General features: G+C 70.7%; 21 protein-coding genes. 5 read left to right on the top strand and 16 right to left on the bottom strand.

Features of this window, described 5'->3' with window-relative positions; genetic code table 11:
* From OG828_RS38945 to OG828_RS38885, 13 genes are read right to left on the bottom strand one after another with little or no spacing between them, the layout of a single operon-like run.
* Positions 1-534 (bottom strand): phage baseplate assembly protein V, encoded by a 534-nt coding sequence (locus OG828_RS38945; RefSeq protein ID WP_328367608.1) that lies wholly within the window; start codon positions 532-534, stop codon positions 1-3.
* Positions 535-580: 46 nt separating this feature from the next.
* Complete coding sequence (locus tag OG828_RS38940; protein WP_328372526.1) at positions 581-1,672, bottom strand: hypothetical protein; 1,092 nt, start codon at positions 1,670-1,672, stop codon at positions 581-583.
* 43 nt (positions 1,673-1,715) lie between these two features.
* Positions 1,716-2,090, bottom strand: a complete 375-nt coding sequence (locus tag OG828_RS38935; protein ID WP_328503829.1) for a hypothetical protein — start codon at positions 2,088-2,090, stop codon at positions 1,716-1,718.
* 7 nt (positions 2,091-2,097) lie between these two features.
* Positions 2,098-2,784, bottom strand: a complete 687-nt coding sequence (locus OG828_RS38930; RefSeq protein ID WP_301978595.1) for a hypothetical protein — start codon at positions 2,782-2,784, stop codon at positions 2,098-2,100.
* Positions 2,781-3,365 (bottom strand): hypothetical protein, encoded by a 585-nt coding sequence (locus tag OG828_RS38925; protein ID WP_328503828.1) that lies wholly within the window; start codon positions 3,363-3,365, stop codon positions 2,781-2,783. The genes OG828_RS38930 and OG828_RS38925 overlap by 4 nt, the downstream gene beginning before the upstream one ends.
* Before the next feature lie 15 nt (positions 3,366-3,380).
* A complete protein-coding gene (locus tag OG828_RS38920) occupies positions 3,381-9,926 on the bottom strand; it encodes an eCIS core domain-containing protein (RefSeq protein WP_328503827.1) in 6,546 nt (2,181 codons plus the stop codon).
* Entirely contained in the window at positions 9,923-10,201 is a 279-nt protein-coding gene (locus OG828_RS38915) for a hypothetical protein (protein ID WP_328503826.1), read from the bottom strand. Before OG828_RS38915 ends, OG828_RS38920 begins: the two co-directional genes overlap by 4 nt.
* The gene (locus OG828_RS38910; RefSeq protein WP_328503825.1) at positions 10,192-12,165 is read right to left on the bottom strand and encodes an ATP-binding protein; all 1,974 of its coding nucleotides are present in this window, start codon (positions 12,163-12,165) and stop codon (positions 10,192-10,194) included. The genes OG828_RS38915 and OG828_RS38910 overlap by 10 nt, the downstream gene beginning before the upstream one ends.
* Before the next feature lie 33 nt (positions 12,166-12,198).
* Positions 12,199-13,026, bottom strand: coding sequence for a DUF4255 domain-containing protein (locus OG828_RS38905; protein ID WP_328503824.1), 828 nt, complete (start codon positions 13,024-13,026; stop codon positions 12,199-12,201).
* A gap of 45 nt (positions 13,027-13,071) precedes the next feature.
* Positions 13,072-13,809: a hypothetical protein gene (locus tag OG828_RS38900; RefSeq protein ID WP_328503823.1), complete on the bottom strand. Its 738-nt coding sequence runs from the start codon at positions 13,807-13,809 to the stop codon at positions 13,072-13,074.
* Positions 13,802-14,614 carry a hypothetical protein gene (locus OG828_RS38895; RefSeq protein WP_328503822.1) on the bottom strand — a complete coding sequence of 271 codons (813 nt, stop codon included), beginning with the start codon at positions 14,612-14,614 and terminating at the stop codon, positions 13,802-13,804. The genes OG828_RS38900 and OG828_RS38895 overlap by 8 nt, the downstream gene beginning before the upstream one ends.
* A 23-nt stretch (positions 14,615-14,637) precedes the next feature.
* Positions 14,638-15,162 carry a phage tail protein gene (locus tag OG828_RS38890; protein WP_004003113.1) on the bottom strand — a complete coding sequence of 175 codons (525 nt, stop codon included), beginning with the start codon at positions 15,160-15,162 and terminating at the stop codon, positions 14,638-14,640.
* A 20-nt stretch (positions 15,163-15,182) separates the two neighbouring features.
* On the bottom strand, positions 15,183-17,048 hold the full coding sequence (locus OG828_RS38885) for a phage tail sheath subtilisin-like domain-containing protein (protein ID WP_328503821.1): 1,866 nt from the start codon (positions 17,046-17,048) through the stop codon (positions 15,183-15,185).
* 367 nt (positions 17,049-17,415) lie between these two features.
* On the opposite strand from OG828_RS38885, the gene OG828_RS38880 reads away from it, so the two are divergent.
* On the top strand, positions 17,416-17,841 hold the full coding sequence (locus tag OG828_RS38880) for a YchJ family protein (protein WP_328503820.1): 426 nt from the start codon (positions 17,416-17,418) through the stop codon (positions 17,839-17,841).
* On the opposite strand, the gene OG828_RS38875 is transcribed toward OG828_RS38880, so the two are convergent.
* Positions 17,838-18,539 (bottom strand): FadR/GntR family transcriptional regulator, encoded by a 702-nt coding sequence (locus OG828_RS38875; RefSeq protein WP_328367579.1) that lies wholly within the window; start codon positions 18,537-18,539, stop codon positions 17,838-17,840. The two genes, OG828_RS38880 and OG828_RS38875, sit on opposite strands and share 4 nt — an antisense overlap.
* A gap of 159 nt (positions 18,540-18,698) precedes the next feature.
* On the opposite strand from OG828_RS38875, the gene OG828_RS38870 reads away from it, so the two are divergent.
* The 4 genes from OG828_RS38870 (at position 18,699) to OG828_RS38855 (ending at position 22,538) form a co-directional block, all read left to right on the top strand.
* A complete protein-coding gene (locus OG828_RS38870; protein WP_210575044.1) occupies positions 18,699-19,217 on the top strand; it encodes a gluconokinase in 519 nt (172 codons plus the stop codon).
* Between the two features lie 73 nt (positions 19,218-19,290).
* Positions 19,291-20,688, top strand: a complete 1,398-nt coding sequence (locus tag OG828_RS38865) for a GntP family permease (RefSeq protein ID WP_328367576.1) — start codon at positions 19,291-19,293, stop codon at positions 20,686-20,688.
* A 46-nt stretch (positions 20,689-20,734) separates the two neighbouring features.
* Positions 20,735-21,496 (top strand): SDR family oxidoreductase, encoded by a 762-nt coding sequence (locus OG828_RS38860; RefSeq protein WP_328503819.1) that lies wholly within the window; start codon positions 20,735-20,737, stop codon positions 21,494-21,496.
* A 16-nt stretch (positions 21,497-21,512) separates the two neighbouring features.
* Positions 21,513-22,538 carry an L-idonate 5-dehydrogenase gene (locus OG828_RS38855; RefSeq protein ID WP_328503818.1) on the top strand — a complete coding sequence of 342 codons (1,026 nt, stop codon included), beginning with the start codon at positions 21,513-21,515 and terminating at the stop codon, positions 22,536-22,538.
* A gap of 119 nt (positions 22,539-22,657) precedes the next feature.
* On the opposite strand, the gene OG828_RS38850 is transcribed toward OG828_RS38855, so the two are convergent.
* Positions 22,658-23,278, bottom strand: coding sequence for a cytochrome b/b6 domain-containing protein (locus OG828_RS38850; protein WP_328503817.1), 621 nt, complete (start codon positions 23,276-23,278; stop codon positions 22,658-22,660).
* A complete protein-coding gene (locus OG828_RS38845; RefSeq protein WP_443062468.1) occupies positions 23,262-24,050 on the bottom strand; it encodes a molybdopterin-dependent oxidoreductase in 789 nt (262 codons plus the stop codon). The genes OG828_RS38850 and OG828_RS38845 overlap by 17 nt, the downstream gene beginning before the upstream one ends.
* Positions 24,051-24,057 lie beyond the last annotated feature (7 nt).

The raw sequence follows: 24,057 nt of genomic DNA, 5'->3' as shown, positions 1-24,057 counted from the left end.
CTAACGCTTCGAATCCACGGTCAACTGGCCCTCGTTGACGGTGACCTTGCCGTCCTTGAGGGTGATCCGGGCCGCACCCGAGGCGATGACGATCGCCTCCGCGGTGATCCGGATGAACGCGCCCCCCTTGGCCTGCAGCAGAATTCCCTCGTCGGGTCCCGTCACGTCGTTCATGACGATCTTGTGCGCGAGCTGGGTCTGCACGACGACCGGCTTCAGGGCCGATGGCCGCGCCAACTCCCGTTGTGCGTCGGGGGGAAGCTCGGTGCGCTCGCCCCACCAGCAGCCCGTCCAGATCGGGAAGCTGGGGTCGCCCTGCTCGAACTCGACCCACACACCGGAGTCCTTCGGCGGCACCACGAACTGGCCTGCCTCCTCGCCGGTGAACGGCAGGCAGGGCAGCGCCCAGGTGGAGGGCTCGTCGCCGAGCACATCGGGGACCTGGACGGTGATCCGTCCGATGCCCAGGGGATCGTTGTTGTCGATCACCCGGCCCCGGAACTTGCCCAAGTACCGGTTGTTCGCTGCCGCCATGCTGAACTGCTCCTGTTTCTAGGGTTCTTCGGGGTGTGCGCCACCGTCACGGACGTACTGTGTCGCCGCGCGCGACGAGGCCTTCCCTGGAGAGCGTGAAGTTCTGGGTGAACGAGCCTGGGCGGAGCGTGTGCGTCACGGACTTGACGTAGTAGTCGCCGTCGTACATCGCTCCGGAGCCACGGACACCGACCAGGCTGCGCGGGTGCAGCAGATAGCCGTGCCGGGTGACGTCCAGGGAGCCGGAGCCGGTGATGACGTCGGCGGAGGTGGCGGCTCGGGCCAGGAGTTCGGCCTGCGCCTGCTGGATCTGCTGCTTGGCCGTGCCGGTCAGGGTCCTGCGCTTCAGCGCGGGGGTGGGCCGGCGGCCGAGCGGCGGTCGCAGCGGGCTGATCGAGGGCTGGCCGAGCAGCGTCACCTGCCGGTTCGCCGGATCCTGCCAGCGCGCCTGGGGCTCCTCGCGGGCGGTTCCGTCGTACGCGAACGTCAGCTGATCGACGGTCGAATTGGGGCCCATGTTGACGTTGAGGGCGTGCTGCCGGGTGCCGAGCCGTACCTCGGGTCCCCAGTAGGCGGAGGACTGCCCGGGCGTGGGCCCCGGATCCAGATAGAAGGCGTACCCGTTCGCCTGGGCCAGCTCGTTCACGTACTGCAGATCGGTGCTGCTCTGGTAGTGGACCCGCAGTTGCTCGTGCGGGGGTTGCAGGATCTGCTCGTCCTTGACGTCGGGCCGGATGCCGTAGTCGCGGTAGCGGCCGAGAATCGCGTGGACGCGGCGGGAAGGGGCGAGATTGGGGTAACGGTCGGTCCGCTCCTCCAGGTCCATGAGCAGGGTCAGGTCCTCGCCTGTCACGGTGAGGGTGGTCTGCCCCGGCTGGTTGCTGGCCCCCACTTCCTGCCGAACGATGACCCCGTCGAAGAGGACCTGAGGAGTCCCGCGCACACTGACGGAGACGATCACCCGAGTCTTGGGATCGAAGAACCCTTCGGGTAGCAGATTCCTCTGAATGAGCCCGCGTTTGCTGAGGTCGAAGGCCATCTGGAACCCGCTGCGCTCCCCCGCCGTGACGGTGATCTGCGCGGAGAGCAGGGCCTCCATGACCTCGGCGGGCACGGGCCGGGTGAGCTTGGGGCCCATGTGCAGGGTCATGTGGACGGGCCCGGCCCCGACGGGCACTTCCTCAGGCACGCCGGCCTCCCTGCGGGAACCCACCGGGCAGCGGTACGTCCACGACCCGGCCGGCCTCGTCGGTCAACTCGCGTGGATCGAGGGCGGGATTGGCATCCGCGATCTGCCACCACTGCCCCGGGTCACCGAAGTACCGCTGCGCGAGCAGATCCGGCCGCTCACCATCGCGGACCGTGTGCTCCTCGGTCTCCTGCGCATCGAGCGGGGGCAGCAGCCGGCGCTTGGTGTACCGCACTTCGGTGCCGTCCTCGGTGACGTGCACGCCGATCTCGGCGTCGTGATACCGGCTGGAGCGGGGGTAGGGGTGGGCCCCGGGTATCGAGTCCAGAGCGCTCTCGTACGGCTGGATGCCGTCGCTACCGGCCATGTGCTGTTCAGCCCCTTCCCAGGGTGACGGCGCCGCGCCCGCTCAGCCCGAGCGCACCGAGGCTGCCGCCACGGGCGGAGGCGGCGAGCCGCTCCTTCTGCGCGAGGTGCGCCATGTACAGATCGGCACCACGGTGCCCGGCCGGCAGGTCGCTGACGCTCAGCACCTTCAGCCCGATGCTCAGGCTCGCGCGGATCGGATTGAGGTTGACGTCGAAGGCGGACTCGTTGATCGACAGCTCGGTGAGCCGCACGGGCAGCACCCGCTTGCTCCCCCAGGTGAAGAGCGTCAACGGCATCTCGATCGGCGTGATCTCGATGGTCCCCTTCTGCGTCTGCTTCGCCGCTTCGCGGAGCTGGGCGGTGGTGGGGTGCACCAGCATTTCGAGCGTGGCGAGCTGCGGGTGAATTCCGTCAGGCGCGGCGATCTCGAGTTGATCGGTGGCGTCGATCTCGGCGGTGAACTTCCAGGTCTCTTCGGCGGGACCCTTCAGGCGCAGCGCCTCATTCCGGTCACCACTGCCGGTTCCGCCGCCTTCACCGCCCTGCCCCCCGGCGGCCTGCGGCGCGAGCGAGCGTTCCAGGGTGTCCGGGTTGAACTGCAGCACGATGATGCGCTGGGGGGAGCCGGTGTCGGGGTCGACTACGACTAGGCCCGAGCGGATGGGTTTGGGGATGTCTGCGTAGCGGGTCATGAGGCCGCCTCGTTCTTGTCGATGAAGTACCGGGCCTGCAAGCGAAGCGTTTCCTGTTCGTCGTGTCGCTCCATGTGGACGACCCAGGACCGGACGATCGGCCAGTCCAGGTAGAGGGCGGAGAGCAGGGCACCGCGCCGGACCCCGGCGTCACTGCTCACGAACGCCTCCTCGATCATCCCCAGCCCCTCCGGGGGCGGCTCCCCGGGTAGTCCCGTGGCGAGGCGCACGATGGCATGGGCCCGCGCCTCCGGTGTGGACGCCTCCCGTACCGCCACCATGAGGTTGTCGACACCGATAGGGGAGAAGAAGGTTCGGGCCAGTTCGGTGAATCGCTCGACGTGCTCACGTTTGTCACCGGTGAATCGCACGTACGCGACTCCGGTAGCCGCATCGTCGACGTAGTGGAAGTAGAGCTGTCCACTCACGATCCATACCTTTTCGAGGACGAACTCAGTGCGGTTCTCACGTCCTTCCTTGAACCCCGCCCCCTCCGCGAAGGTGTGCACCTCCTGTGCAGTAGCACCCTCGGGCAGCACCAGCCGGTCACCGCGGTGGGGATTGGGCATGGCCTCTGTCACTGGCTCTTCTTCCTTCTAGTTCCTGGGCGTCGGTACCCACAGCGAGGGCACCTTGCCTTCGAGGTCCGGATCCTCGTTGCGTGCTTCTTCAATGGCTCGGCGCAACCGCGCGACGACCTCTTCCTCCCTGCCGACCGTGAGAAAGATGTCCTCGTACTCGGACACACGGTCGAGCCAAAGCACGGACCGGTTGACATAACCGCGGGGAGTCTCCACACTCCCGCGCAATTGCTCCTCAGTCGGCGGCTGCATACCACGCTTCTGGGCCCAATTCTTCGAAGTGGCCATGCCCTGCCTGATTGCGCCCGGGTCTTCTTCGAGCAGCGCAGCGATTTCCTGTAGATCTGCGGGATTCATGTGCTCCATGCGGGTCCCAGGTGGGTATTTCTGCATGATCTTCAGGGCTCCGTGTGCCCGCGTCGCGGACATGTTCGCCTTCTGGTTCACCATGAGGCCACGACGGAGAATCTCCTGAACCCGGCGCTTCTTCTCCGCCTCGTCCTTTCCTTCGAGTCCCCAGCGGGACTCACCACGCCCGATAGCGCCCATGAGCGGAGAACGCATGCTCTCAGTGAACTCCCGCAGCACGCGGTCGTGGACAACCTCACCTTGCAGCGCTATTGGCACGCCGGGTGCCCTGCCCTCGCTGACGTTCACGGAGGCCTCGAGATAGTCGGAACCCCATTGCTGTGCCTCTGCTTGCAGGGCCCTGTCCTGGTATGTCTCCATCTTGTTGGCTGCCGCCGAGTGGATCGCCGCACCGGGGTCGTTCGGGAAACCGTGCCTGACGCGCGGCCCGTGCTCCGCTGCGAGCCCTGGATAGACGACGCGCCGCTGCTGCCACACACCGGGCAGTTGGTTGGCCCAGTCATGAAACGCGGGGGCCTGGCTCTCCAGGGGCACATTCGACTGCACCGGGAAGTCTGAGGGATTCTGATTGCGGGGCATGGACTTGGCCCGTTCTTTGTCCATTTCGTGAACGGCCTGGTTCGCTTCCCGGAGAGCCTCAAGCTTCTTGAATGTCTCCAGGTCTATCTCCGGGTTGAGCGCGGCATGCACCGCTCCTCGGGACTCGCCCTGGGCCGTGAGCTGCGTCAGCCGGTACCAGGCCCGCATGGCGGCCAGCGCTCCACGCAGCACGGGGCCCTTGACACCACGCTCCAGCAGGGATTTTACCTTCGGCCGAACTCGCGCAACGATCTTCCGGAACCGCGACTCCTTCGACTCCTTCGACTTCTCGTCCTTGCGCCGCTTGTCCTGCTGTTGCTTCTTCTGGTCCTGCTGCCGCTTCTTGTCGTCCCTCAGGCGGTCCTTCTTCTTCTTGAAGAGGTCGCGAAGCTTCTTCGCACCGTTCTTCAGGGACTTGCCGACCTTCGACTTCTTGAGTTTGTTGCCGAGCGTCTTCGCCGCGTTGCCGACCTTCTTCAAGGCGGACTTGACCGCACGCTTGGCCTTGGACAGGGTCTTCTTGGCGGGGGACTTGGGCTTCTTGGGCTTCCTCGGCTTGGGGCCCTCGATCTCCTTTTTCTTCTTGGGCGGGGTCTGGGACTTGCTGTCCGGCGTGCGGTCCTTATCCGGTGTGCGGTCGCTGTCGGGCGTACGGTCCTTGCCCGGTGCCTCGGACTTCGCCGCCCCCGGATCCGCCTTGGCCGGCCCCTTAGGCGTAGCCGCATCCTTAGGCTTCACCGGTGCCTTCGGCGCAGGGGACGTCGCGCCCTTCGGCTTCGGTGCCGCCGCCCCCGGTGCGGCAACCTTCTGGTTCGCGTTCCGCATCGCGCCCCGCGCGTTGTTGACCGCGTCACCAGCAGCCTGCTTGCCACCCTTCCCGGTCCGCTTCAGGCCGTTCATGATCTTCTGTGACATGTCCTGGAGGCGCTTGCCGACGCCCTTCGTGGCCGAGGCCAGGCGGATCATGAGGAAGTTGGCGATGAAGTCCAGAAGGGCGACCACGCCTGCGGCGACCGCCTCTGCGAAGAGGCAGGCCGCGGGGCCGGCCTTGACCGCCTTCAAGTACGCCCAGAACTTCGAGAACGCCGTCAGGATCGAGCTGATGCTCTGCCAGGCGGCCATCAGGCCTTGGACGATGGTCAGGATGGCGCCTGCCGCAGGCACCAGCATCGAGACGACCTTCTCGATGACCAGCGAGGCGATCATCATCGGGAGGGACGCGACGATCGCGTCCCACGCCATCTTGCCGATCTGCTTGAGCGAGACGCAGCCCTTGACGAGGACGTCGATGACGGCCTTGCCGAGGCCGAGGATGCCCTCGACCTTGGTGTCGAACCACCGCTTGACGGCGACCTTGATGGCGCCCCAAAGGTGGTCGGTGATGCCGGACTTCGCGGACGAGCCGGCCTTGGCGAGCCAGCCGCCCGGGTCCGGGGCGATGTCCGCGATCAGGGCGGCGAACTTGCCGAGCGCCTCGATCGCCGCCTGCGCGAACTTGATCGCGCCCTCGATCACCGCCTGGTATGCCTTGATGACCAGCTTGATGCCCGCCTCAAGGGCGGTCAGTAGTGCGTTCAGGCCTGCGGCCAAGGCGTCCAGCAGGGCGTTGACCGCCTTCTTCAGGCCGTCCGCCAGCTGGTTGACGGCCGAGATGGCCGCGTCCCGCATCCCCTCGATCGCCTTGCGGAACTTGTCCCGCAGCTCGGGGAAGGCGGCGAGCAGCACGTCACCGATCGCGATCAGGACGTCGGCGAGTGCGTTGATCGCGGAGATGGCCAGGTCGCGGACGAAGTCGATCGCCGCGTTGGCCCACTCCTTGAACTGGTCGATGATCCCGTTGACCGCGGCCCGCGCCGCCTCGAAGACCGCCGTGACCGCGTCAAGCAGAGCACTGAAGAAGTCACCGACCGCGTCGGCGAGCATGCCGAAGAATCCGCCGGAGGGCTTCTCCTCCTCCTTCTTCTTCTCGGCCTCCTTCTCGGCGTTCTCCCGCTCGGTGTCGATCTTCTCGTTGTCTTTGTCCTTGCGGTCGGCGACCTCCTTGTCCTTCTCGTCGCGGGCCTCGACGATCTCCTTGTTCTTCTTGCCGTGCTCCTCCTCGGACTTGGTGTCCGCGTCCTCGACCTTCTTGTCCTGCTCGGACCGCCACTGCTCACGCTGCGCCTGGGTCTCGCGAGCGACCTTGCCCCGTTCGGCGGTCTGCTTCTCCGTGTTCTGGGAGACCTCGCGGTCGATCTCGGCCTGCTTCTCCTGCTTGGCCTGCTGCTCGCCCTGCCGCTGCTCCTGCTCCTTGGCGGCCAGGTCACCCTGCGCCTGCCCGGCAGCGCCGCTGATCTCGCCGCCCTTCTCCTCCTGGGCGACCTTGCCGACGCCTTCCTTGGGCGGCGACATGGCCCGTAGCACACCGCCCTTGCCCCCGCCCGGGCCGCCGGAGGCCTTGCCGGTGAGCTGTTCCTGCGGCGCGTCGGGAAAGATCTGGTCCTCGCCCATCGGCTTGGCCGCGTCGTCCCGGCCGGTCGCCTGGATGTCGGACTGCTTCTCCTTGAGCGCCTTCTGCTGGTCGTCCGTACGGGTCGGGTCGCTGGCGCCCTCCAGCTTGATCTTGGGCGCCGGTCCGACCGTCTTGTTCTCCAGGGCCGGGTCGCGCGTGGGCACGGCGTCGGCCGCGGCCTCCACGTTCTGCGCCTCGGCCTCGCTGAGCCCCTTCGTCGGCACGGCGGGAGGCGGCGGCGGAGGCGCGCTCGGCTTCTCGCCCGCGGCCTTCTCGCTGCCCTTGGCCTTCTGCTTGTCGCCCTGGTCCTGAGGGCCGACCTTCTCCACCTTGCCGGTGACCGGGGCCGCCGCGGGCGCCGCCTCGGGGGGCGCCGAACGGGTCTGCGGCGCGCCCGAGGGCCGTTCCCGCGTGGGCGGGGCGGAGTCCAGGCGCTGCTGCTCCTCGCTGATCTTCTTGTCCGCGGCCTGGTCCACTCCGGGCATGGCGGCGGCGGCCTGGTCCGGCGCGAGCTTGCTCACGGTCTGGACGGCGGCCTTCGGGTCCTGTCCGGAGACGTCCGGCGGCTCCTGCTTCTTCTCCTTGGCCCCGGCCTCACCGCCGCCACCGCCACCACAACTGGCCCCGCCATCGGGCTCAGCGGCCGGTTCGGGCGGCGCGCAGCCCCCGCCGTCCTTCTCCAGGGACGCCTCGGGCTGCGGAGTCGGCGCCTGGGCGGTGCCGGGTGCCTGGTCGGGGGAAGCGGCCGGGCTGACCCCGGTCTGCGCGGCGGACGGCGCGGCGCCGGGCCCGGCTGCCGCCGTCGGCCCTGGCGTCTTCTCGCTGCCGCCGACCGGAGCGCGCGGCGCGGCCACGGGCCCGGACTCCTGCGGTACCTGCGACTTCGCCTTGGGAGCCTCCCGCTCCGGCTTCGGCGGCGCGGCGGCGCGACGCGCGGCCGGCGACGGGTTGCGGTCCTCGACCGCCGTCCGCGGAGTCGCGGCACCGGCGGGCTTGCGTACGGGAGCGGGGGCGGTGTTCGCCGTGGATGTGGCCGGTGTGGCCCCTGGGCGGGCCCCTTCCGCCGTGCGCTCCGAGGGTTCGGCCGCGGTCCGCGCGGCCTTGGGCTCCTCCGTCGCGTCCTGCCGCTCGTCCTCGTCGAGAGACCCCTGTTCCTCCTCGGCGCCCGGCTCCTTGGCCTGCTGCTGTTCCTGTTCCTGCGCGGGGTCGGGCTTCTCGGCCTCAGGCTCGGGCCGTTCCTTGTCCTCGGTGGCCGGGTCGGGGCCGACCTCCTGGTCGAGGGGCTTCTCGGTCTCCTGCAGGTCCTTGGCGCCGCGGTCCTCGGCAAGGGCGGCGGGCCCGCCCTCGGGCTGAGGCGCCTCGCCCTCGACGGGTCCCTCGTCCTGCCCGGGGGCCTTGGTCTCGGGCCCGTCCGCGACCGCGTCGTCACCGTCCCGCTCCTGCTCGTCCTTCTCCCGCTCCCGCTCGATCTTCTCCGCCTTGGTGGGCGGCGGAGTGGAGAAGGTCGGTACGGACGGTTCCGCGGCGCCGGGCTGCAGCTGATCGGCGGTGGGTACGGCACTGAGGTCGAGGTCGGCCTCCGGCAGATGGTCCTCGGGCTTGATCGTCGGCTCGGGCTTGGCCTCCGGTCCCTTCTCGTCGGCGTCACCGCCCTTGACCTCGTCGTCGGCGCCCGCTTCCAGCCCGAGCGGCTTCTCCTCCTCGCGGACGTCGTCCTCGTGCTCGTCCTTCTCGTGCAGGCCGTGCTCGGACAGCGCCGAATCGCGCTGCTCGGCACGTTCGTCGACCTTCTCGGGGCGTACGCGGCCGGGCTGCCCCTTGGCCTTCGGGTCCAGCTCCTCCCGCTTGGCTCCGGCGGCGGGCTGGGTCTGCTGATCGCGGCGACGGCGCTTGTCGGCCCCGGGGGCGGAGGCCTGCTGAGGGTCGGCCTCCTCACGCTCGCGCTGTTCCTTGCGCTCCTCCTTGGCGTCCTCGGCGCCCTCCTGTTGGCCCTCGGTACGCCGGTCGGCGGCCTCGTCGACGCGTTCGCGGTCGGCGGAGGCCTGCTCCTCCTCCTGCTGCTGCTCCTGCTCGGCCCGCTCCCGGGAGGCGGCCCGCTCGTCCTCCTGCTCCTTGCGCTGCGCGGCCTCCTGGTCCTCGGCCGCCATGTCGGACTGGGCCCTGCTCTGCTGCGAACCCGCTTGCTGGTCGCGGTCCTTGGCGTCCTTCTGCTCCTCGCGGGCGTCCTCGGCGCGCTGGTCGTCGGAGCCGCGGCGTGTCTCCTCCTGCCGCTTCCACCGAGTGCGTTCGACGCCGAGTTCCTCGAAGAGGTCGATCTCGGGCAGCGGCACATCGCCGGGCTGCAGATCGAGCGGCCCGGCGGACGCGGACTCCTCGAAGAGGTCGAGGAGCCTCTCGTACTCGGAGGTGAGCAGCCGCCGTTCCAGCCGCTCGACGACCGAGTCCGCCAACTGGTCCGACATCCGGCCCAGTTGGAGCCGCACCCGGCCGGAGGCGTCGGTGGGGTCCCCGCGCAGGCTGCGCAGCACGTTGCCCGCGAGCCGGTCCACGAGGGTCGCCGGGTCGATCGCCTCGGCGCGCATCCGGTCGGCGTCGACGGTGGTGTAGCGCAGCCAGCCGGGGGTGGCCTGGCCCTCCTCGACCTGCGGAGCCTCTTCCGAGGCCTGTACGACGGCCTGGGCCGCCGCCTCCGCCTCCCGCTCGATGGCCTGCTGCGGCAGGCTCACCGCGCCCAGTTCCCGGCCCGCCCGCAGCGTGCCGAGGCCGTGCGGGTTCTGCACGGTGTGCTGGAGCTCGTGGGTGAGCAGGCGCCGGCCCTCGTCGGTGCCGGGCTTGAAGGCGCCCTCGCGGAAGAAGACGTCCTGGCCGACGGCGACCGCGTCCGCGCCGAGCAGCTCGGTCAGCTGCCCGGCGTCCCGGCCGGTGTGCAGCCGGACCCGGCCGAGGTCGTGGCCGAGCTGTTCCTCCAACTCGCGCCGCAGGCCCGGGTCGAGGGGCTGGCCGGCACCGCTGACGATGTTCTTCGGTTCGGGCGTACGGGACTTGGCGGCCCGTTCCTTGCGCTTGCGGCGCCGCTGCTCGGCGGTCTGTTCGGCGCGGGCGTCCTGGGTCTGGGAGCTCACCGGCTCACCTCCCCGTGGCCGCTCAGTCCTTCGTGCACGACGCGCGCCAGCTCCTGGCCGAGCCGCCGCGCGGACAGCCCGGCGGGCAGGGGCGGCAGCGCGGACAGGGCTTCGACGGACAGGGGGCCGTCCGCGGCCAGCGGCACGCCGTGCAGCCGTACCAGCCGGGTCAGTTCGTGCTCGAAGGCGGCCGAGACCCGCTCCGGATCGGCCCGGAAGCCGTCGAGGGCCAACTCGCCCACCTCGACCCGGATCTCACGCGGCGTCACACCCATCCGCGCACCTCCGTCGGCGTCAGGGAGCGCTCCAGCTTCAGATACTCGGTGCGGGCGGCGGCCAGCATGTGCCGCATCTGGAGCCGGTCGCCCTCCTCGGCGGCGAGGAAGGCCCCGGACAGAGCGATGTTGCGGATGGAGCCGCCGGCGACGGTGAGCTGGGCGAGCAGCCCGGGGTCGATGTCCTTGACGGGCGCCTGCGGCGGCAGCACGCGCCGCCAGATTTCGGCGCGCTCGTGCTCGGCAGGGAAGGGGAAGTCGACGACGAAGCGGATGCGCCGCAGGAAGGCCGTGTCGAGGGCGCTCTTCATGTTGGTGGTGAGGACGGCCAGGCCCCGGTAGGCCTCCATGCGCATCAGCAGATAGCTGACCTCCAGGTTCGCATACCGGTCGTGGCTGTCCTTGACCTCGCTGCGCTTCCCGAACAGGGCGTCGGCCTCGTCGAACAGCAGGAGCGCGCCGCCGCGTTCGGCGGCGTCGAAGACACGGCGCAGGTTCTTCTCGGTCTCGCCGATGTACTTGCTGACGACCTGGGAGAGGTCGATGACGAAGAGGTCGAGGCCGAGTTCCTTGGCCATCACCTCCGCGGCCAGGGTCTTTCCGGTGCCGGAGCCGCCCGCGAACATGGCGGTGACGCCGAGGCCGCGACGCAGGGTGGCGCCGAATCCCCACTCCTGGTGGACGGTCGCCCGCTGCCGCACATGCGCGACGATCTCGCGCAGCACGCTCGTCTGCCGCTCGTGCAGGACCAGGTCGCCCCAGCCGGCCTGCGGTTCGATCCGCCGCCCCAGCTCGTCCATGCCGATCCGGGCCTCGTCGAGCCCGGCCCGCCAGGCGAGTTCGGCGGCGTCCAGCTCGTCCTCCTGCGGGAGCCGGCGCCGTACCGTGGCCGCCGCGGAGCGCACGACGTGCGGGGGCAGCTGGAACTGGGCGACGAGGGAGCGTAGTTCACCCTCGTCCAGGTCGAGCTCCTCGAACGCGTCGGTCCACAGGCCGAGTTGTTCCTCGTCGTCCATCTGGGGTACGACGATCCGCGCCCCGTACGACCGCTCGGACCGCAGCGGGTCCTCGCTCGACACCACGACGGGTACGGCGGCTCCGGCCAGGAGGGACTCGGTGGCGGCCCGCTGGTCGCGGTCCAGGTCGCCCGCCTCGACGAGCAGTGCGGCGGGCAGCAGGATCGCCTCACGCTGCCACAGCCGGGAGAGCCGGTCGCGCTCGGCGGGGTCGGTCGGGACGTCCTCGGCGCTCATCGAGTAGAGCCCGAGCCCCGAGCGGGCGGCCGCCGCGGCGCCGATGTCGGCCCGGCTGCGCAGATCGCCGCCGGTGAGCTCGACGAGCGGTGTCTCGGTGCCGTTCGTCCAGCCCTCGGCGAGCCGGGTGGCCGCCAGATCGTAGGCGGGCGGCAGCGACTGGGGTACCGGGGTGCGGCGCAGCTGGCCGTGCAGCCGGGTGTCCAGATAGGGCGAGCCGAGCAGGAAGTGCAGGATGCGCTCGTCGAGCCGGAGCCGGGACAGCGTCAGCCGTGACTCGTCGTCGAGTTCGACGATCCGCCAGCGCCGCAGCGGAGCCACCGGGGTCAGCGCGCTCCAGTGCGGCCCGTCCAGCGCCGCCAGGGCGAGCGAGAAGGTCGGGTACGCCCGCTCGGGGTCCCCGCAGGCCGCGGCGCACCGGGCGGCGGTCGTGGGCTCCAACTCCTGCGCGGCGGCGAGGAGTACGAGGTCCCGCTCGAAGGGCGTGAGCCCGAAGCAGGCGAGCAGGGCTTCGAGGGGTGCGGTGCCGGGGCCTGCGACGGCAACCAGGGAGGCGGCGTGTGTGTCGCCCTCTCCGGCAGCGGCAGCCGCAGCGGATGTGTCGCTCTCCGTGCTCCGCCCCGCGTGTGCGTCGACACGGGCCAGGACGCGCTGGATCTCCGCGGTGAGCGTGGTCGTGCTCGCCTGCCCGCTGTGCTCGTTCGTCCCCATGTCCTCACCTGCCCCCGTCGTTTCCATGCCGTCTCAGTCCTGTGCGGGCTTGGGTGCCCGGGGTGTCGTCCTGCGGGCGCGCGCCGGGGACTTGGCGGCGGTCTTGGCGACAGCCTTCGCGGGAGCCTTCGTGGCCTTCTTCGGAGCGGGCGCCTCTTCGGCCGCCGCCTTCACCACCGCCCCGTCCGGCACCGCGGCCGGCGGTGTCTCGGGCTTCGGCTCCGCCCCCGGAGGGACCGGCGCGCCCGGCGCCCCGAACGGCAGCACCCGCACCTCGGGCCGCTCCACGGGCTTGCCCGGTACCGGGCCCTCGCGGCCGTCGATGAAGACGAGGGCCGCCTGGTAGACGACCGACAGCGAGTACGGCGTCTGGTAGAGCATCCCCCACAGCTTCGACGTCTCGTCGACGTCCATCACGGTCGGCGTGAACCGCACCCGCTGCGCCGCCTCGGCGAGATCGCTGCCCGCCAAGTAGGGCCGCTCACCGGCCTGTTCGATGACGTCCTTCGGCAGGATCGGGATCTCGTGCAGCGTGCGCACCACGGACCCGATCAGCCGCTGGCCGACCAGCTCCTTCTCGTCGCCGTACGCGCTGATCAGGTAGTGCAGGTCGAGTGCCGCCGCGGGCCGCTTGACGAGCGTGCCGTCGGGCGCCCGGGTCGGCAGATCGTTGTTCCGCTGCGAGGTGTTGGGCGTGACCTGGTACAGGAACACGGAGATCGTGGGCTGGTCCAGTTGCGGGTCGGCCGGCGGCTTGCGCGGCTCGACCTTGACGGCCTCGCCGAACTCCGGCCCCACGTTGTTCTCGATCAGCAGGGCGAGGGCCTGGGTGACATGGGCGATGGCCAGTGCGTTGCTCATGACGTCAGTTCCTCGGCTTCTCTCGTCCTGCTGCTGTCGTACGGCTCACTCGTGCCCCCGTGCCAGGTAGTCGGCGAGGCTCACGGTCGCGGCCTGTCGCGGCGTCGCCCCGGCCCGCGGCCGGGTGCCGTTCGCGGCGGGCGCCGCCGTGACCTCCAGCCGCCCGATCTGCACCTGCACCACCTGCTCGGCCGCCCGTCCCGGCCGCCGTGCCGCGGCCTGCCGTACGGCCTCGCGGGCCGCCGCCGTTTCCGCCGCGCTGGGGCGCAGGGCCGGTGCCGTGGTGCGGGGGGCGGCGTCCGTGCCCGGGGGGATGGGTACGGACGCCGCGGTCCGGGACGTGTCCTGGTCCGAGCGGCCCGGGCCTGCCGTGCGCCGGGTGGTGTCCGGCGTGGGTCGCGGGCCGGGGGTGACCGGCGTGGCGGGGCGCAGCAGGGGTGCCTCCGCGATCACGGGAGGCATGCTGCGTACGACCGGGTCGGCGGGCGCCCGTTCGGTGCGTACGATCGTCCGCTCGCGTTCCGTGCGCGGTCCGGCCGGGGCGGGCGCCGGGCGCGATACGTCCGGCGTCGGGGCAGGCGTCGGGGCCGAGGCCGGCCAGAGCAGGTCGGTGCCGTCCGGTTCCGGCGCTCCGGCCCGTACCGCCTCGATCCGCTCGAACGGGCCGGGCAGCCGGGGCTCTACCCGCACCACGCCCGGACGCGGCGCCGCCGCCGGGGCGGCGTGCCGGGCGAGCAGCCGGTCGAGGAAGTCGGGGGCCGGCGCCCCTTCGGCGTCAGACATCCGCACACAGCTCCAGGTAGTAGCGGCGCCGCAGCGGGCTGAGCGCCAGGATCTCCGGCTCGCTCCATCCGTAGGCGGTGGCGAGCAGGTGGACGTCGAGCAGCACGTCCCGTGCCCAGGCGTCCAGTTCGGTCCAGAGGTACGAGGCGATGTCCAGCTCGGCCCGGGTGGCCTGCCCGCACTCGGGGCAGGCCACGTTGAGCGTCACGTCGGCCCCCGGGTCGGCGGCCTCGACCGCCTCGGCGATCCGGTGCTGCACGGGCGCGGGCAGCGCGTCGGCGGGGCGGACCTCGCCGGCGTACTCGGCCGAGACCAGGCACCGCGCGATCAGCGCCCCGCGCGGGTCCGCGGCCCGGGCCGCCGCCGTCAGGTCGGCGACACCGGGCAGCCGGAACTCCACCTCCCAGCCGCCCTCGGACACCCGCACCAGGCGCTCCGCGGGAAGTGCGGCGATAGGTCGCCGGGCTTCTGCGGGTCCGTCGTGGCTGGTCGCGCAGTTCCCCGCGCCCCTTCCGGGCGCTGCCGAACCGTGCCCGGCGAGGTTCTCGGCGAACTCCCCTGCGTCCAGGTCGAACTCCATGTCCTCGCCGCACGCCGTGCAGCCGAGCCGCACCTGCATCCGCTCGCCGAACAGCGCCCGGCGCAACGCGAACAGGTCCGACTCGCGCTCCCCGACCGGAAGCCGGGGCAGGGCGGCGGCGTCGAGGTCCGGGCGCGCGGTGCGGTGCAGCAGCAGCGCGCGCCCGGCCGGCGCCTCGCCGAGCCCGGCCTCCCAGGTGGCCAGCAGGTCAGCCGACCCAGCCATCAGCTCCCCCAACGTCCTTCAGTTCACGCCGGGTTGAGGAACGAGGGCTCCTCCGGCTCGGGCACCTCGTAGTCCCGCTCCCAGCCCTCGCACTCGAGCTTCAGCGACTGGATGGCCACCGCGTTGGCGTTGGCGTCCAGCTCGCCGAGCACCTGGTACTCGCTGGGCCAGGTCCGGTACAGCTTGTGCGAGACGGCGACCTGGCCGGCCTCGTTGAGCACCTGGATGACGATGTCCTTGCGGAAGTCCGCGAGGGACACCTCCGAACCGAGACCCGCCCCGACCTGCCAGACCTTGTTGGCCCACCGGTCGAACTCGGGGTCGTGGGTGACCCCGCGCTCCAGGGTGATGCCCTCGAACTCCGAGCGGCCGGGCGACTTGCGCGGCGACGACGGGTCGCCGCCGTGCCGGTGCTTGACGACCTCCGTCGTCCGCTTCAGGGGACTGATCTTGCTGATGCCCGCGACCGTACGACCGTCCCAGAGGACCAGGAACTTGAAGTTCTTGTACGGGTCGAACCGATGGGCGTTGACCGTGAACTCTGCCATCGAAATGTCCTCGGGATTCCTTAGAGCTCGAACTGCCCGGACGTCTGCTGGATCCTGACGATCACGAACTCGGCCGGGCGGACCGGAGCAATGCCCACCAGGACGTTGACGACGCCGTTGGCGATGTCCTCGGCTGTGGTGGTCTCGTGGTCGCACTTGACGAAGTACGCCTCGCGCGGCGTCTTGCCCTTGAAGGCGCCCTGGCGGAACAGCGTGTGCAGGTACGAGGAGGCGCTGAGGCGGATCTGCTGCCACAGGGACTCGTCGTTGGGCTCGAACACGACCCATTGCAGGCCGCGTTGGAGGCTCTCCTCCACGTGCAGCGCGAGCCGCCGCACGGGCACGTACTTCCACTCGCTGTCCAGCGCGTCGGAGCCCTCCAGCGTGCGCGCGCCCCAGACCGTCGGGCCGGTCACCGGGAAGGTGCGCAGGCAGTTGACGCCGAGCGGGTTGAGCAGCCCGGTCTCCCGGTCGGTCAGGTCGACCGTGAGCGAGCGCACGCCCGCGAGCCGCGCCTCGGTACCGGCCGGTGCCTTCCACACGCCGCGCTCGGAGTCGGTGCGCGCGATGACGCCGGCGACCGCGCCGGACGGCGGGAAGGCGCGCAGCCGCCCGGTGAGCGGGTCGGTGAGCTGGATGTGCGGGAAGTACAGGCCGGCGTGGTTGCCGCGAACGGCGTCGAACGCGGCGAGCCCCGCGCGTGCGGTGTCCACGCTGACCCAGGTGCTGGGCGCGTCGACCAGCAGGAAGATCCGCCGCTCCTGGCACAGCCGCTGCGCCGCCGAGACGACGGTGACCATGTCCTCGGTGTTCTCGTACGCCGCCAGCTCGGGCAGCGCGAGAAGGTTCACGTCGGCGACGCCGCGCAGCGCCTGGATGCCGGACTTGTCGGCCTCGGAGCCGATGAGGTCGCGCGGGCCGGGCGCCTCGCCGTCCTCGCCGCCCTCCAGCGGGAACACCGGCGGGTTGACCGAGGCTTCCAGGCCCAGGTCGTTGGCGCACTCGCCGAGGAAGCGGACGACGTCCTCGGGGTCGGTGGAGCCCGCGACGACCTGGATGCGCCGGCCGAACGCGGTGACCTCGGCGCCGGCGAAGGCGTGCTTGCCGGGCGCGTCGGGCAGCGCGCGCAGCTTGCGTTCGAGGAGCAGCGCCAACTCGGCGACACTGCACGGGGCTTCGCCGTCGCAGTCGGGGTCGTAGAGCTTGAACTCGCGCTCCACGTCGCCGATCTTGACGGTGAGGTCGACCTCCAGGTTCGGCAGTTCGTCGCCGAACGGCTTGGAGACGGTGCCGGACGGGTCGGGGCGGCCCTCGCCGACCGCCTCGACGCGGATGAGCTTCGAGCCGGCGTTGATCACGGTCGGTGCGTACCGGCCGTGCGAGGTGTCCATGGACAGGCCGGTGTAGCTCTCGCGGGCGTCGCCCTTGGCGTCGTACACCCGCAGGTTGAAGGTCTCGTCGGGGTGGGGCGTGTCGTAGTCGACGGCGACGCGCAGGCCGTTGCCCCACACGCCGGGTTCCTTGGCGTGGACTTCGAGGACGCGGGACTCGCTGTGGCCCTCGGTGGACTCCAGGACGACGCATGCGGCCTTGCCGCTGCCGGCCTTGGCGACCCGGACGATCACGGCGACGGAGCCGCCGTTGGCGAAGAACTGGTGCACCGCGTACGCGACGGCGCTCTGCGAGCTGAGTCCGCCGAAGCGGCGCTCGAACTCGGCGAAGCCGGTGACGCGCACCGGCTCGTTCAGCGGACCGCGCCGTGTGTGACCCACGAAGGCGGTCACCGAAGTGGTCACGGCGGAGACCGTGCGGGTGCTGCTGGGAAGCTCTTCGACGTAGACGCCCGGGTACGTCGGCCTGGCGGCGCTCACTGCATTCGTCGGCATTCCCCCTCCAATCCCTTCTCAGGCACCGGTCAAAGGCACCAAGAGGCGGCAGAGGGTGAGGTCCGTTCCGGCGCACGCAGAGACCCCCGGCGCGTGACTACGCGGCCGGTCCACGGACACCGCATCAGCTTTCCCCCGTCAGTTCCCGGACGGACGGCCGTCCAGGACAAGCAGCGCGCTTGTGACTCCTGATGCTCATGTGCGCAACCCACCTTGGTGAGTATGCAGTTGGCATACAAGGCGTGTTCACGCCAGCCCTGAGGGAGGTTCCATGGAGGGTGCCGAACATGACTCGCACGCGATGTGCGCGCGTCGGAACGGATGCTCCACGATCTCTTCACACCCGGTGTTGGCGCAGAATGGAGACATGTCCCGACGCAACGCGGCTCACCGGCCAGAACGCGCTTCCATCGCCGCGCACACACGTTCCTGCCCGTGCGGTCTTGCGGAGACGTACGAGAAGTGCTGTGGCCGGTTTCATCGGGGGGACGCGACGGCACCGACCGCGGAGGCGCTGATGCGCTCGCGTTACAGCGCTTTTACGAAACGGGACGAGGCGTATCTGCTGCGCACCTGGCATCCGCGGACGCGGCCCGCGCGGGTCGAGTTCGATCCCGGGATGAAGTGGACGGGGCTGGAGATCCTCGGCACGGGTGAAGGGTCGGCGTTCCACGCCACCGGGACGGTCACCTTCCGCGCCTCGTACCGGGGCGGCTCACTGCACGAGCGCAGCCGGTTCGAGCGGGTGGAGGGCGCGTGGGTGTACGTCGACGGGGAGTTCCTGGCCGACTAGGGCGCGAGGATGTCCAGTTCCTGGAGGGCGCCCTCGGTGATTTCTCTCGTCAGGTGCTCGGCGCGGGTCGCGTCGCCCGCGCGGACCGCCTCGGCGACCTGGACGTGCAGGGTGACGGCGGCCGGGTCGGGGTCGTCGAACATGACGTCGTGATGGGTGCGGCCCGCGAGGACCTCGGCGACGACGTCCCCGAGGCGGGCGAACATCTCGTTCCCGGAGGCGTTGAGGATCACCCGGTGGAAGGCGACGTCGTGGAGGAGGTAGCCCTCCAGCTGGTGCCCCTTGGAGTGGGCGACCATGCCGAGGGCGCACTCGGTGAGTTCGGCGCACTGCTCGGCGGTGGCGTGCTTGGCGGCGAGGCCCGCGGCGACCGGCTCGATCGCGGAGCGCAGCACGGTGAGGGAGCGCAGTTGCCGGGGGCGGTCGGCGCCGTCCAGCCGCCAGCGGATGACCTGAGGGTCGTACACATTCCACTCGGCCTTGGGCCGGACCGTGACGCCCACGCGGCGGCGGGACTCGACCAGGTGCATGGACTCGAGAACGCGGACCGCCTCGCGCATCACCGAGCGTGACACGTCGAACCGCTGGGCAAGTTCGTCCGTGCGCAGGACACTGCCCGGCGGGTACTCGCCCGCGGTGATCGCGGGACCGAGGCATTCCAGTACATGGCCGTGCAGCCCCCGGCCCGGTGCGCTCATGCACTCAGCGTACGGGGAAGGTCACGGAATCAAAAAGTCAGACTTATTTGTCACAGACTCTTGAATTCGTCGTACCTAATGAGCTTCAGTTCATTCAGATTTTTCGAGGCACGTGTCGACGGAGACATGCATGCAGACAGTGAGAGCACGATGAAGCAGCTGCGTTCCCCCCATGTCGTCGTGGTCATGGGTGTCGCGGGCACCGGCAAGACCACCATCGGTCCCCTGCTCGCCGCCCGGCTCGGCGTCCCGTACGCCGAGGGCGACGACTTCCACCCGCCGGCCAACATCGCCAAGATGTCGGCCGGCACCCCGCTCACCGACGAGGACCGGTGGCCCTGGCTGGACGCCATCGGCTCCTGGGCGCACGGGCGGGCGGGTCTTGGCGGGGCGGTCAGCTGCTCCGCGCTGAAACGGTCGTACCGCGACCGGCTGCGGGCCGCGGCCCCCGGCATCGTCTTCGTGCACCTCACCGGCGACCGTGCCCTCATCGAGGACCGGATGGCACACCGCCAGGGCCACTTCATGCCGACGGCCCTCCTCGACTCCCAGTTCGCCACGCTCCAGCCGCTGGAGCCGGACGAGGCGGGCGTCGCGGTGGACGTCTCCGGCAGCCCCGAGGAGATCACCGAGCGGGCCATGACCGCCCTCGCGGCGCTCCCCGAGCCGACTCAGTAACCCCGATTCTCCCGGTCATCCGGGCAACCCCCCACGCCCCTCTCCCCATCCCCGTACCTGCAAGGGAACACCCGTGACCAGACTCAACGCCGAGCTGCTGGCAGCGGACACCGTCGAGCCCATCACCTCGGCCGGCCACGCTCAGCTGGGCATCGCCGTCCTGGCGGGCATCGCCGTCATCGTCCTGCTCATCACCAAGTTCAAGCTGCACGCCTTTCTGTCGCTGACCATCGGGTCGCTGGCGCTCGGCGCGTTCGCCGGGGCGCCGCTGGACAAGGCGATCACCAGCTTCACCACCGGACTCGGGACCACCGTCGCGGGCGTGGGCGTCCTGATCGCGCTGGGCGCGATCCTCGGCAAGATGCTCGCCGACTCCGGCGGCGCGGACGAGATCGTCGACACGATCCTCGCGAAGGCGAGCGGCCGTTCGATGCCGTGGGCGATGGTGCTGATCGCCTCGGTGATCGGTCTGCCGCTGTTCTTCGAGGTCGGTGTCGTGCTGCTGATCCCGGTCGTGCTGATGGTCGCCAAGCGCGGCAACTACTCCCTGATGCGCATCGGCATCCCGGCGCTCGCGGGCCTGTCCGTGATGCACGGCCTGGTGCCGCCGCACCCCGGCCCGCTGGTCGCGATCGACGCGGTCAAGGCCAACCTGGGTGTCACGCTGGCGCTCGGCGTGCTCGTCGCCATCCCGACGGTGATCATCGCCGGCCCGCTGTTCTCGCGGTACGCGGCCCGCTGGGTCGACGTCCCCGCCCCGGACAAGATGATCCCCCAGCGCGCCTCCGAGGAACTGGAGAACCGCCCCGGCTTCGGCGCGACCCTCACCACCATCCTGCTGCCGGTCGTCCTGATGCTGTCCAAGGCGCTCGTCGACATCGTCATCGACGACCCCGAGAACACGACGCAGCGCGTCTTCGACGTCATCGGCTCCCCGCTGATCGCCCTGCTCGCCTCCGTGCTGCTGGGCATCTTCACGCTGCTGCGGCCCGCGGGCTTCGCCAAGGAGCGGGTCTCCGGGCTGGTCGAGAAGGGCCTCGCGCCCATCGCAGGGATCCTGCTGATCGTCGGCGCGGGCGGCGGTTTCAAGCAGACGCTGATCGACTCCGGTGTGGGCCAGATGATCCTGGAGATCTCCGAGGACTGGTCGATCCCGGCCCTGCTGCTGGCCTGGCTGATCGCGGTGGCGATCCGGCTCGCGACCGGTTCGGCGACGGTGGCGACGGTCTCGGCGGCCGGCCTGGTGGCCCCGCTCGCGGCCGGCATGTCCACCACGGAGACCGCCCTGCTGGTCCTCGCCATCGGCGCCGGTTCGCTCTTCTTCAGCCATGTCAATGACGCCGGATTCTGGCTGGTGAAGGAGTACTTCGGCCTGACCGTCGGCCAGACGATCAAGACCTGGTCCGTCATGGAGACGATCATCTCGGTGGTCGCGGGCGGCATCGTCCTGCTGTTGTCCTTGGTGATTTAGGGCCTTGGGTGAATTAGGGACTTGGCGACATAGGAGGCATACGACGATGACGGCTCACCCCCTCTTCGACATCACCGGCCGCACGGCCCTGGTCACCGGCTCCAGCCGCGGCATCGGCCTCGCGCTCGCCCGCGGACTGCTGGAGGCGGGCTGCACGGTCGTCCTCAACGGACGGGACGAGCAGCGCCTTGCCAAGGCCGCGTCCGAACTGCCCGGCGACGTCCACACCGCGGTGTTCGACGTCACCGACGGGCCCTCGGTGGCCGCCGGGACAGCGGAGGTCGAAGAGCGGGTGGGCCCGCTCGACATCCTGGTCAACAACGCGGGGATGCAATTGCGGGCCCCGCTCCTGGAGTTCACCGACGCGGACTGGCATCGGATCCTGAACACCAACCTGACCAGCGCGTTCCTGGTCGGCCGCGAGGCGGCGCGCCGGATGACGGAACGCGGCCACGGCAAGATCATCAACATCTGCTCGCTGCAGAGCGAGGTGGCCCGCCCCGGCATCGCGCCCTACGCCGCCACCAAGGGCGCCCTCAAGATGCTCACCAAAGGCATGTGCGCCGACTGGGGCCCTTCCGGCGTGCAGGTCAACGGCCTCGGCCCCGGCTACATCGAGACGGAACTGACCGAACCCCTCGTCGCGGACGAGGAGTTCAGCGCCTGGGTGCGCAGGCGTACCCCGGCCGGCCGCTGGGGCCGTACGGAGGACCTGGTCGGCGGGGTGCTGTTCCTCGCCTCGCCCGCCGCGGACTTCATCAGCGGACAAGTGCTGTACGTCGACGGCGGAATGACCAGCGTGCTGTGACGCCCGGGAGGCATCGATGCTGAGTTGTGTGATCCACGGTCAGGGCGATCTGCGCGTCGACGAGCTGGAGGCCCCGTCCCCCGGCCCCGGCGAGGCGCTCGTCGCCGTCCGCTACGGCGGGGTCTGCGGCTCCGACCTGCACTACTGGCTCCACGGCGGGGTCGGCGACTTCCGCCTCAAGGAGCCGATGGTGCTCGGACACGAGGTGGTCGGGACGGTCGTCTCGTACGGCGCCGGCGGCTCGGGTCCCTTGCCCGGTACGGCCGTCGCGGTGCACCCGGCCACGCCGTGCGGGGTCTGCCCGGAGTGCGCGGACGGGCGGCGGAACGTCTGCCGGGACACGCGGTACCTGGGCAGCGCGGCCCGATTCCCGCACGTCCAGGGCGGATTCGCGGGCCGTTTCACCGTGCCCGCGGACCAGTTGCGGCCCCTCCCTACCGGCCTGGAACCGCGCCGGGCCGCGCTCGCCGAGCCGTTGTCCGTGGCCCTGCACGCCGTGCGCCGGGCCGGCGAGGTGGCCGGGCGGCACGTCCTGGTCACCGGCGCCGGGCCCATCGGCTGCCTGGTGGTCGCGGCGGCGAAGGCGGCGGGGGCCGGGCACGTCACGGTGACGGACCTGCTGCCGGAGGCACTGCGGTACGCACGCATCGCCGGCGCCGACACCGTCGTACGGGCCGACGATCCGTCCGACCCCGGGTGGCCGTCCGAGGTGGACACCGCGATCGAGGCGTCCGGGGTGGCCGCGGGCCTGGACGCGTGCCTGCGACTGGTGCGGCGCGGCGGGACCGTCGTGCAGCTCGGGATGCTGCCGCCGGGTCAGAGCCCCTTCCCGGGCAACCTGGTGGTGAGCCGCGAGATAGAGCTGCGCGGGGCGTTCCGCTTCGACACGGAGTTCGACGAGGCGCTGAAGCTGCTCGCGGCAGAGCCGTCGTTCGACGGGCTGGTGAGCGCGGTGGTGCCGGTGCGGGAGGCGGAGTCGGCGTTCGCCTTGGCGGCGGACCGCAGCCGGTCGTGCAAGGTGCTGCTCGACTTCGGCAACTGAGGCGCCCCAAAGGGGCGCGGGGCTGTATCAATATGCGGCTCCGCCGCGTGGGCGCGACCAGCCACAACGGTGCCGCGGCCGACAGATGACCCATCGCGGCAGGGGCGGCACGACCCCGTTCACGGCCGCCAGAGGGAATGCTCCCGGTCCGCCCACTCCCGCGACACCGACCCCGTGCGCAGACCGCGACGGGCCTCCGGGTCCGCGAGTGCCATGCCGATGTGGCCGGCGAGGACGATGCCGATGGTGAGGGCGAGCCAGTCGTGGACGAAGGTCGCGCTGGTGCGCCACATCAGCGGAGTGAGGTGGGTGAACCACATGATCAGGCCCGTGCCCAGCATCACCAGCGTGGCACCGGCGATCCAGGCGGAGTAGATCTTCTGCCCGGCGTTGAACTTGCCCGCCGGACGGGCCGCCGCCCGCTTGTCGCGGTGCAGGGCCGCGCGCAGCCAGACCCGGTCGTGCGGGCCGAAGCGGTTCAGGAAGCGCAGGTCGGAACGGAAGGCCCGGGAGACGAGACCGGCCAGCACCGGGACCGGCAGGGCGAGTCCGGCCCATTCGTGGATACGGACCACCAGCTCGCGGCGGCCGACGAGTTCGGCGAGTTCGGGCAGGTAGAGAACGGCCGCCGTGACCACGCAGACGCCCATCAGCGCTGCGGTCAGCCGGTGCACCCACCGTTCGGCCCGGCTGAACCGGCGGACCTCCGCGGCCGGGGGCGCCTCAGCTCGTAGGCTCATCGTCGCGTCCGTTCGAGCGGCCGACCCAGGCGTCGATGTCGTAGCCGCGTTCCTCCCAGTAGCCGGGCTTCACCTCGTCGGTGAGGGTGATGCCGGAGAGCCACTTGGCCGACTTGTAGAAGTACATGGGGGCGACGTAGAGGCGGACCGGGCCGCCGTGGGAGTGGCCCAGGTCCTTGTCCTGCATGCGCAGGGCGACCAGGACGTCCGCGCGGCGGGCCTGGTCGAGGGTGAGGCTCTCCGTGTAGGTGCCGTCGAAGCAGGTGAAACGCACCGCCCCGGCCGTGGGGCGCACTCCCGCGGCGTCCAGCAACCGGGACAGGCGTACCCCCTCGAAGGGTGTGTCCGGGACGCGCCAGCCGGTGACGCACTGCACGTCCTTGACCATCCGGGTCTGCGGCAGGGCCCGCAGGTCGGCCAGGGTGTAGGTCTTGGGGCGGTCGACCAGCCCGTCGACGGTGAGCCGGTAGTTCCCGGCGTTCTTGTGGGGGACGGAGGACGCGACCGAGTAGTAGCGGAAGCCGCCGCCGTTCGGGAGCAGGCCGGTCAGGCCCGTGGGGTCCTTGTCCGCCGCGTTGCCGAGGAAGGACTCCAGGCCGCGCTGGAGGGTGGGCGCGGCGACCACACCGAGGGCACCCAGGCCGAGGGTGCCGAGGAGGACCCGGCGGCCGATCGGCTTGCCGCGTTCCTCGAGTTGTTCGTACTGCTCCGGCCGCTCGGATTGTTCGTACTGCTCCGGCCGCTCGGGTTGTTCGGGCTGTTCGGGGGTCACTCGTTCA

Origin of the sequence: Streptomyces sp. NBC_00457 (assembly GCF_036014015.1) — a bacterium.
Taxonomy (GTDB): Bacteria; Actinomycetota; Actinomycetes; order Streptomycetales; family Streptomycetaceae; genus Streptomyces.
This window is presented reverse-complemented; position numbering and strand designations above follow the sequence as displayed.

Excerpts from the sequence above, each read along its gene's own strand:
- OG828_RS38885 (WP_328503821.1), bottom strand. The coding sequence starts at position 17,048 with ATGCCGACGAATGCAGTGAGCGCCGCCAGGCCGACGTACCCGGGCGTC.
- OG828_RS38890 (WP_004003113.1), bottom strand. The coding sequence starts at position 15,162 with ATGGCAGAGTTCACGGTCAACGCCCATCGGTTCGACCCGTACAAGAAC.
- OG828_RS38850 (WP_328503817.1), bottom strand. The coding sequence starts at position 23,278 with ATGAGCCTACGAGCTGAGGCGCCCCCGGCCGCGGAGGTCCGCCGGTTC.
- OG828_RS38905 (WP_328503824.1), bottom strand. The coding sequence starts at position 13,026 with ATGAGCAACGCACTGGCCATCGCCCATGTCACCCAGGCCCTCGCCCTG.
- OG828_RS38860 (WP_328503819.1), top strand. The coding sequence starts at position 20,735 with ATGACGGCTCACCCCCTCTTCGACATCACCGGCCGCACGGCCCTGGTC.
- OG828_RS38900 (WP_328503823.1), bottom strand. The coding sequence starts at position 13,809 with ATGTCTGACGCCGAAGGGGCGCCGGCCCCCGACTTCCTCGACCGGCTG.
- OG828_RS38945 (WP_328367608.1), bottom strand. The coding sequence starts at position 534 with ATGGCGGCAGCGAACAACCGGTACTTGGGCAAGTTCCGGGGCCGGGTG.
- OG828_RS38915 (WP_328503826.1), bottom strand. The coding sequence starts at position 10,201 with ATGGGTGTGACGCCGCGTGAGATCCGGGTCGAGGTGGGCGAGTTGGCC.
- OG828_RS38910 (WP_328503825.1), bottom strand. The coding sequence starts at position 12,165 with ATGGGGACGAACGAGCACAGCGGGCAGGCGAGCACGACCACGCTCACC.
- OG828_RS38875 (WP_328367579.1), bottom strand. The coding sequence starts at position 18,539 with ATGAGCGCACCGGGCCGGGGGCTGCACGGCCATGTACTGGAATGCCTC.
- OG828_RS38940 (WP_328372526.1), bottom strand. The coding sequence starts at position 1,672 with ATGGGCCCCAAGCTCACCCGGCCCGTGCCCGCCGAGGTCATGGAGGCC.
- OG828_RS38935 (WP_328503829.1), bottom strand. The coding sequence starts at position 2,090 with ATGGCCGGTAGCGACGGCATCCAGCCGTACGAGAGCGCTCTGGACTCG.
- OG828_RS38880 (WP_328503820.1), top strand. The coding sequence starts at position 17,416 with ATGTCCCGACGCAACGCGGCTCACCGGCCAGAACGCGCTTCCATCGCC.
- OG828_RS38930 (WP_301978595.1), bottom strand. The coding sequence starts at position 2,784 with ATGACCCGCTACGCAGACATCCCCAAACCCATCCGCTCGGGCCTAGTC.
- OG828_RS38855 (WP_328503818.1), top strand. The coding sequence starts at position 21,513 with ATGCTGAGTTGTGTGATCCACGGTCAGGGCGATCTGCGCGTCGACGAG.
- OG828_RS38895 (WP_328503822.1), bottom strand. The coding sequence starts at position 14,614 with ATGGCTGGGTCGGCTGACCTGCTGGCCACCTGGGAGGCCGGGCTCGGC.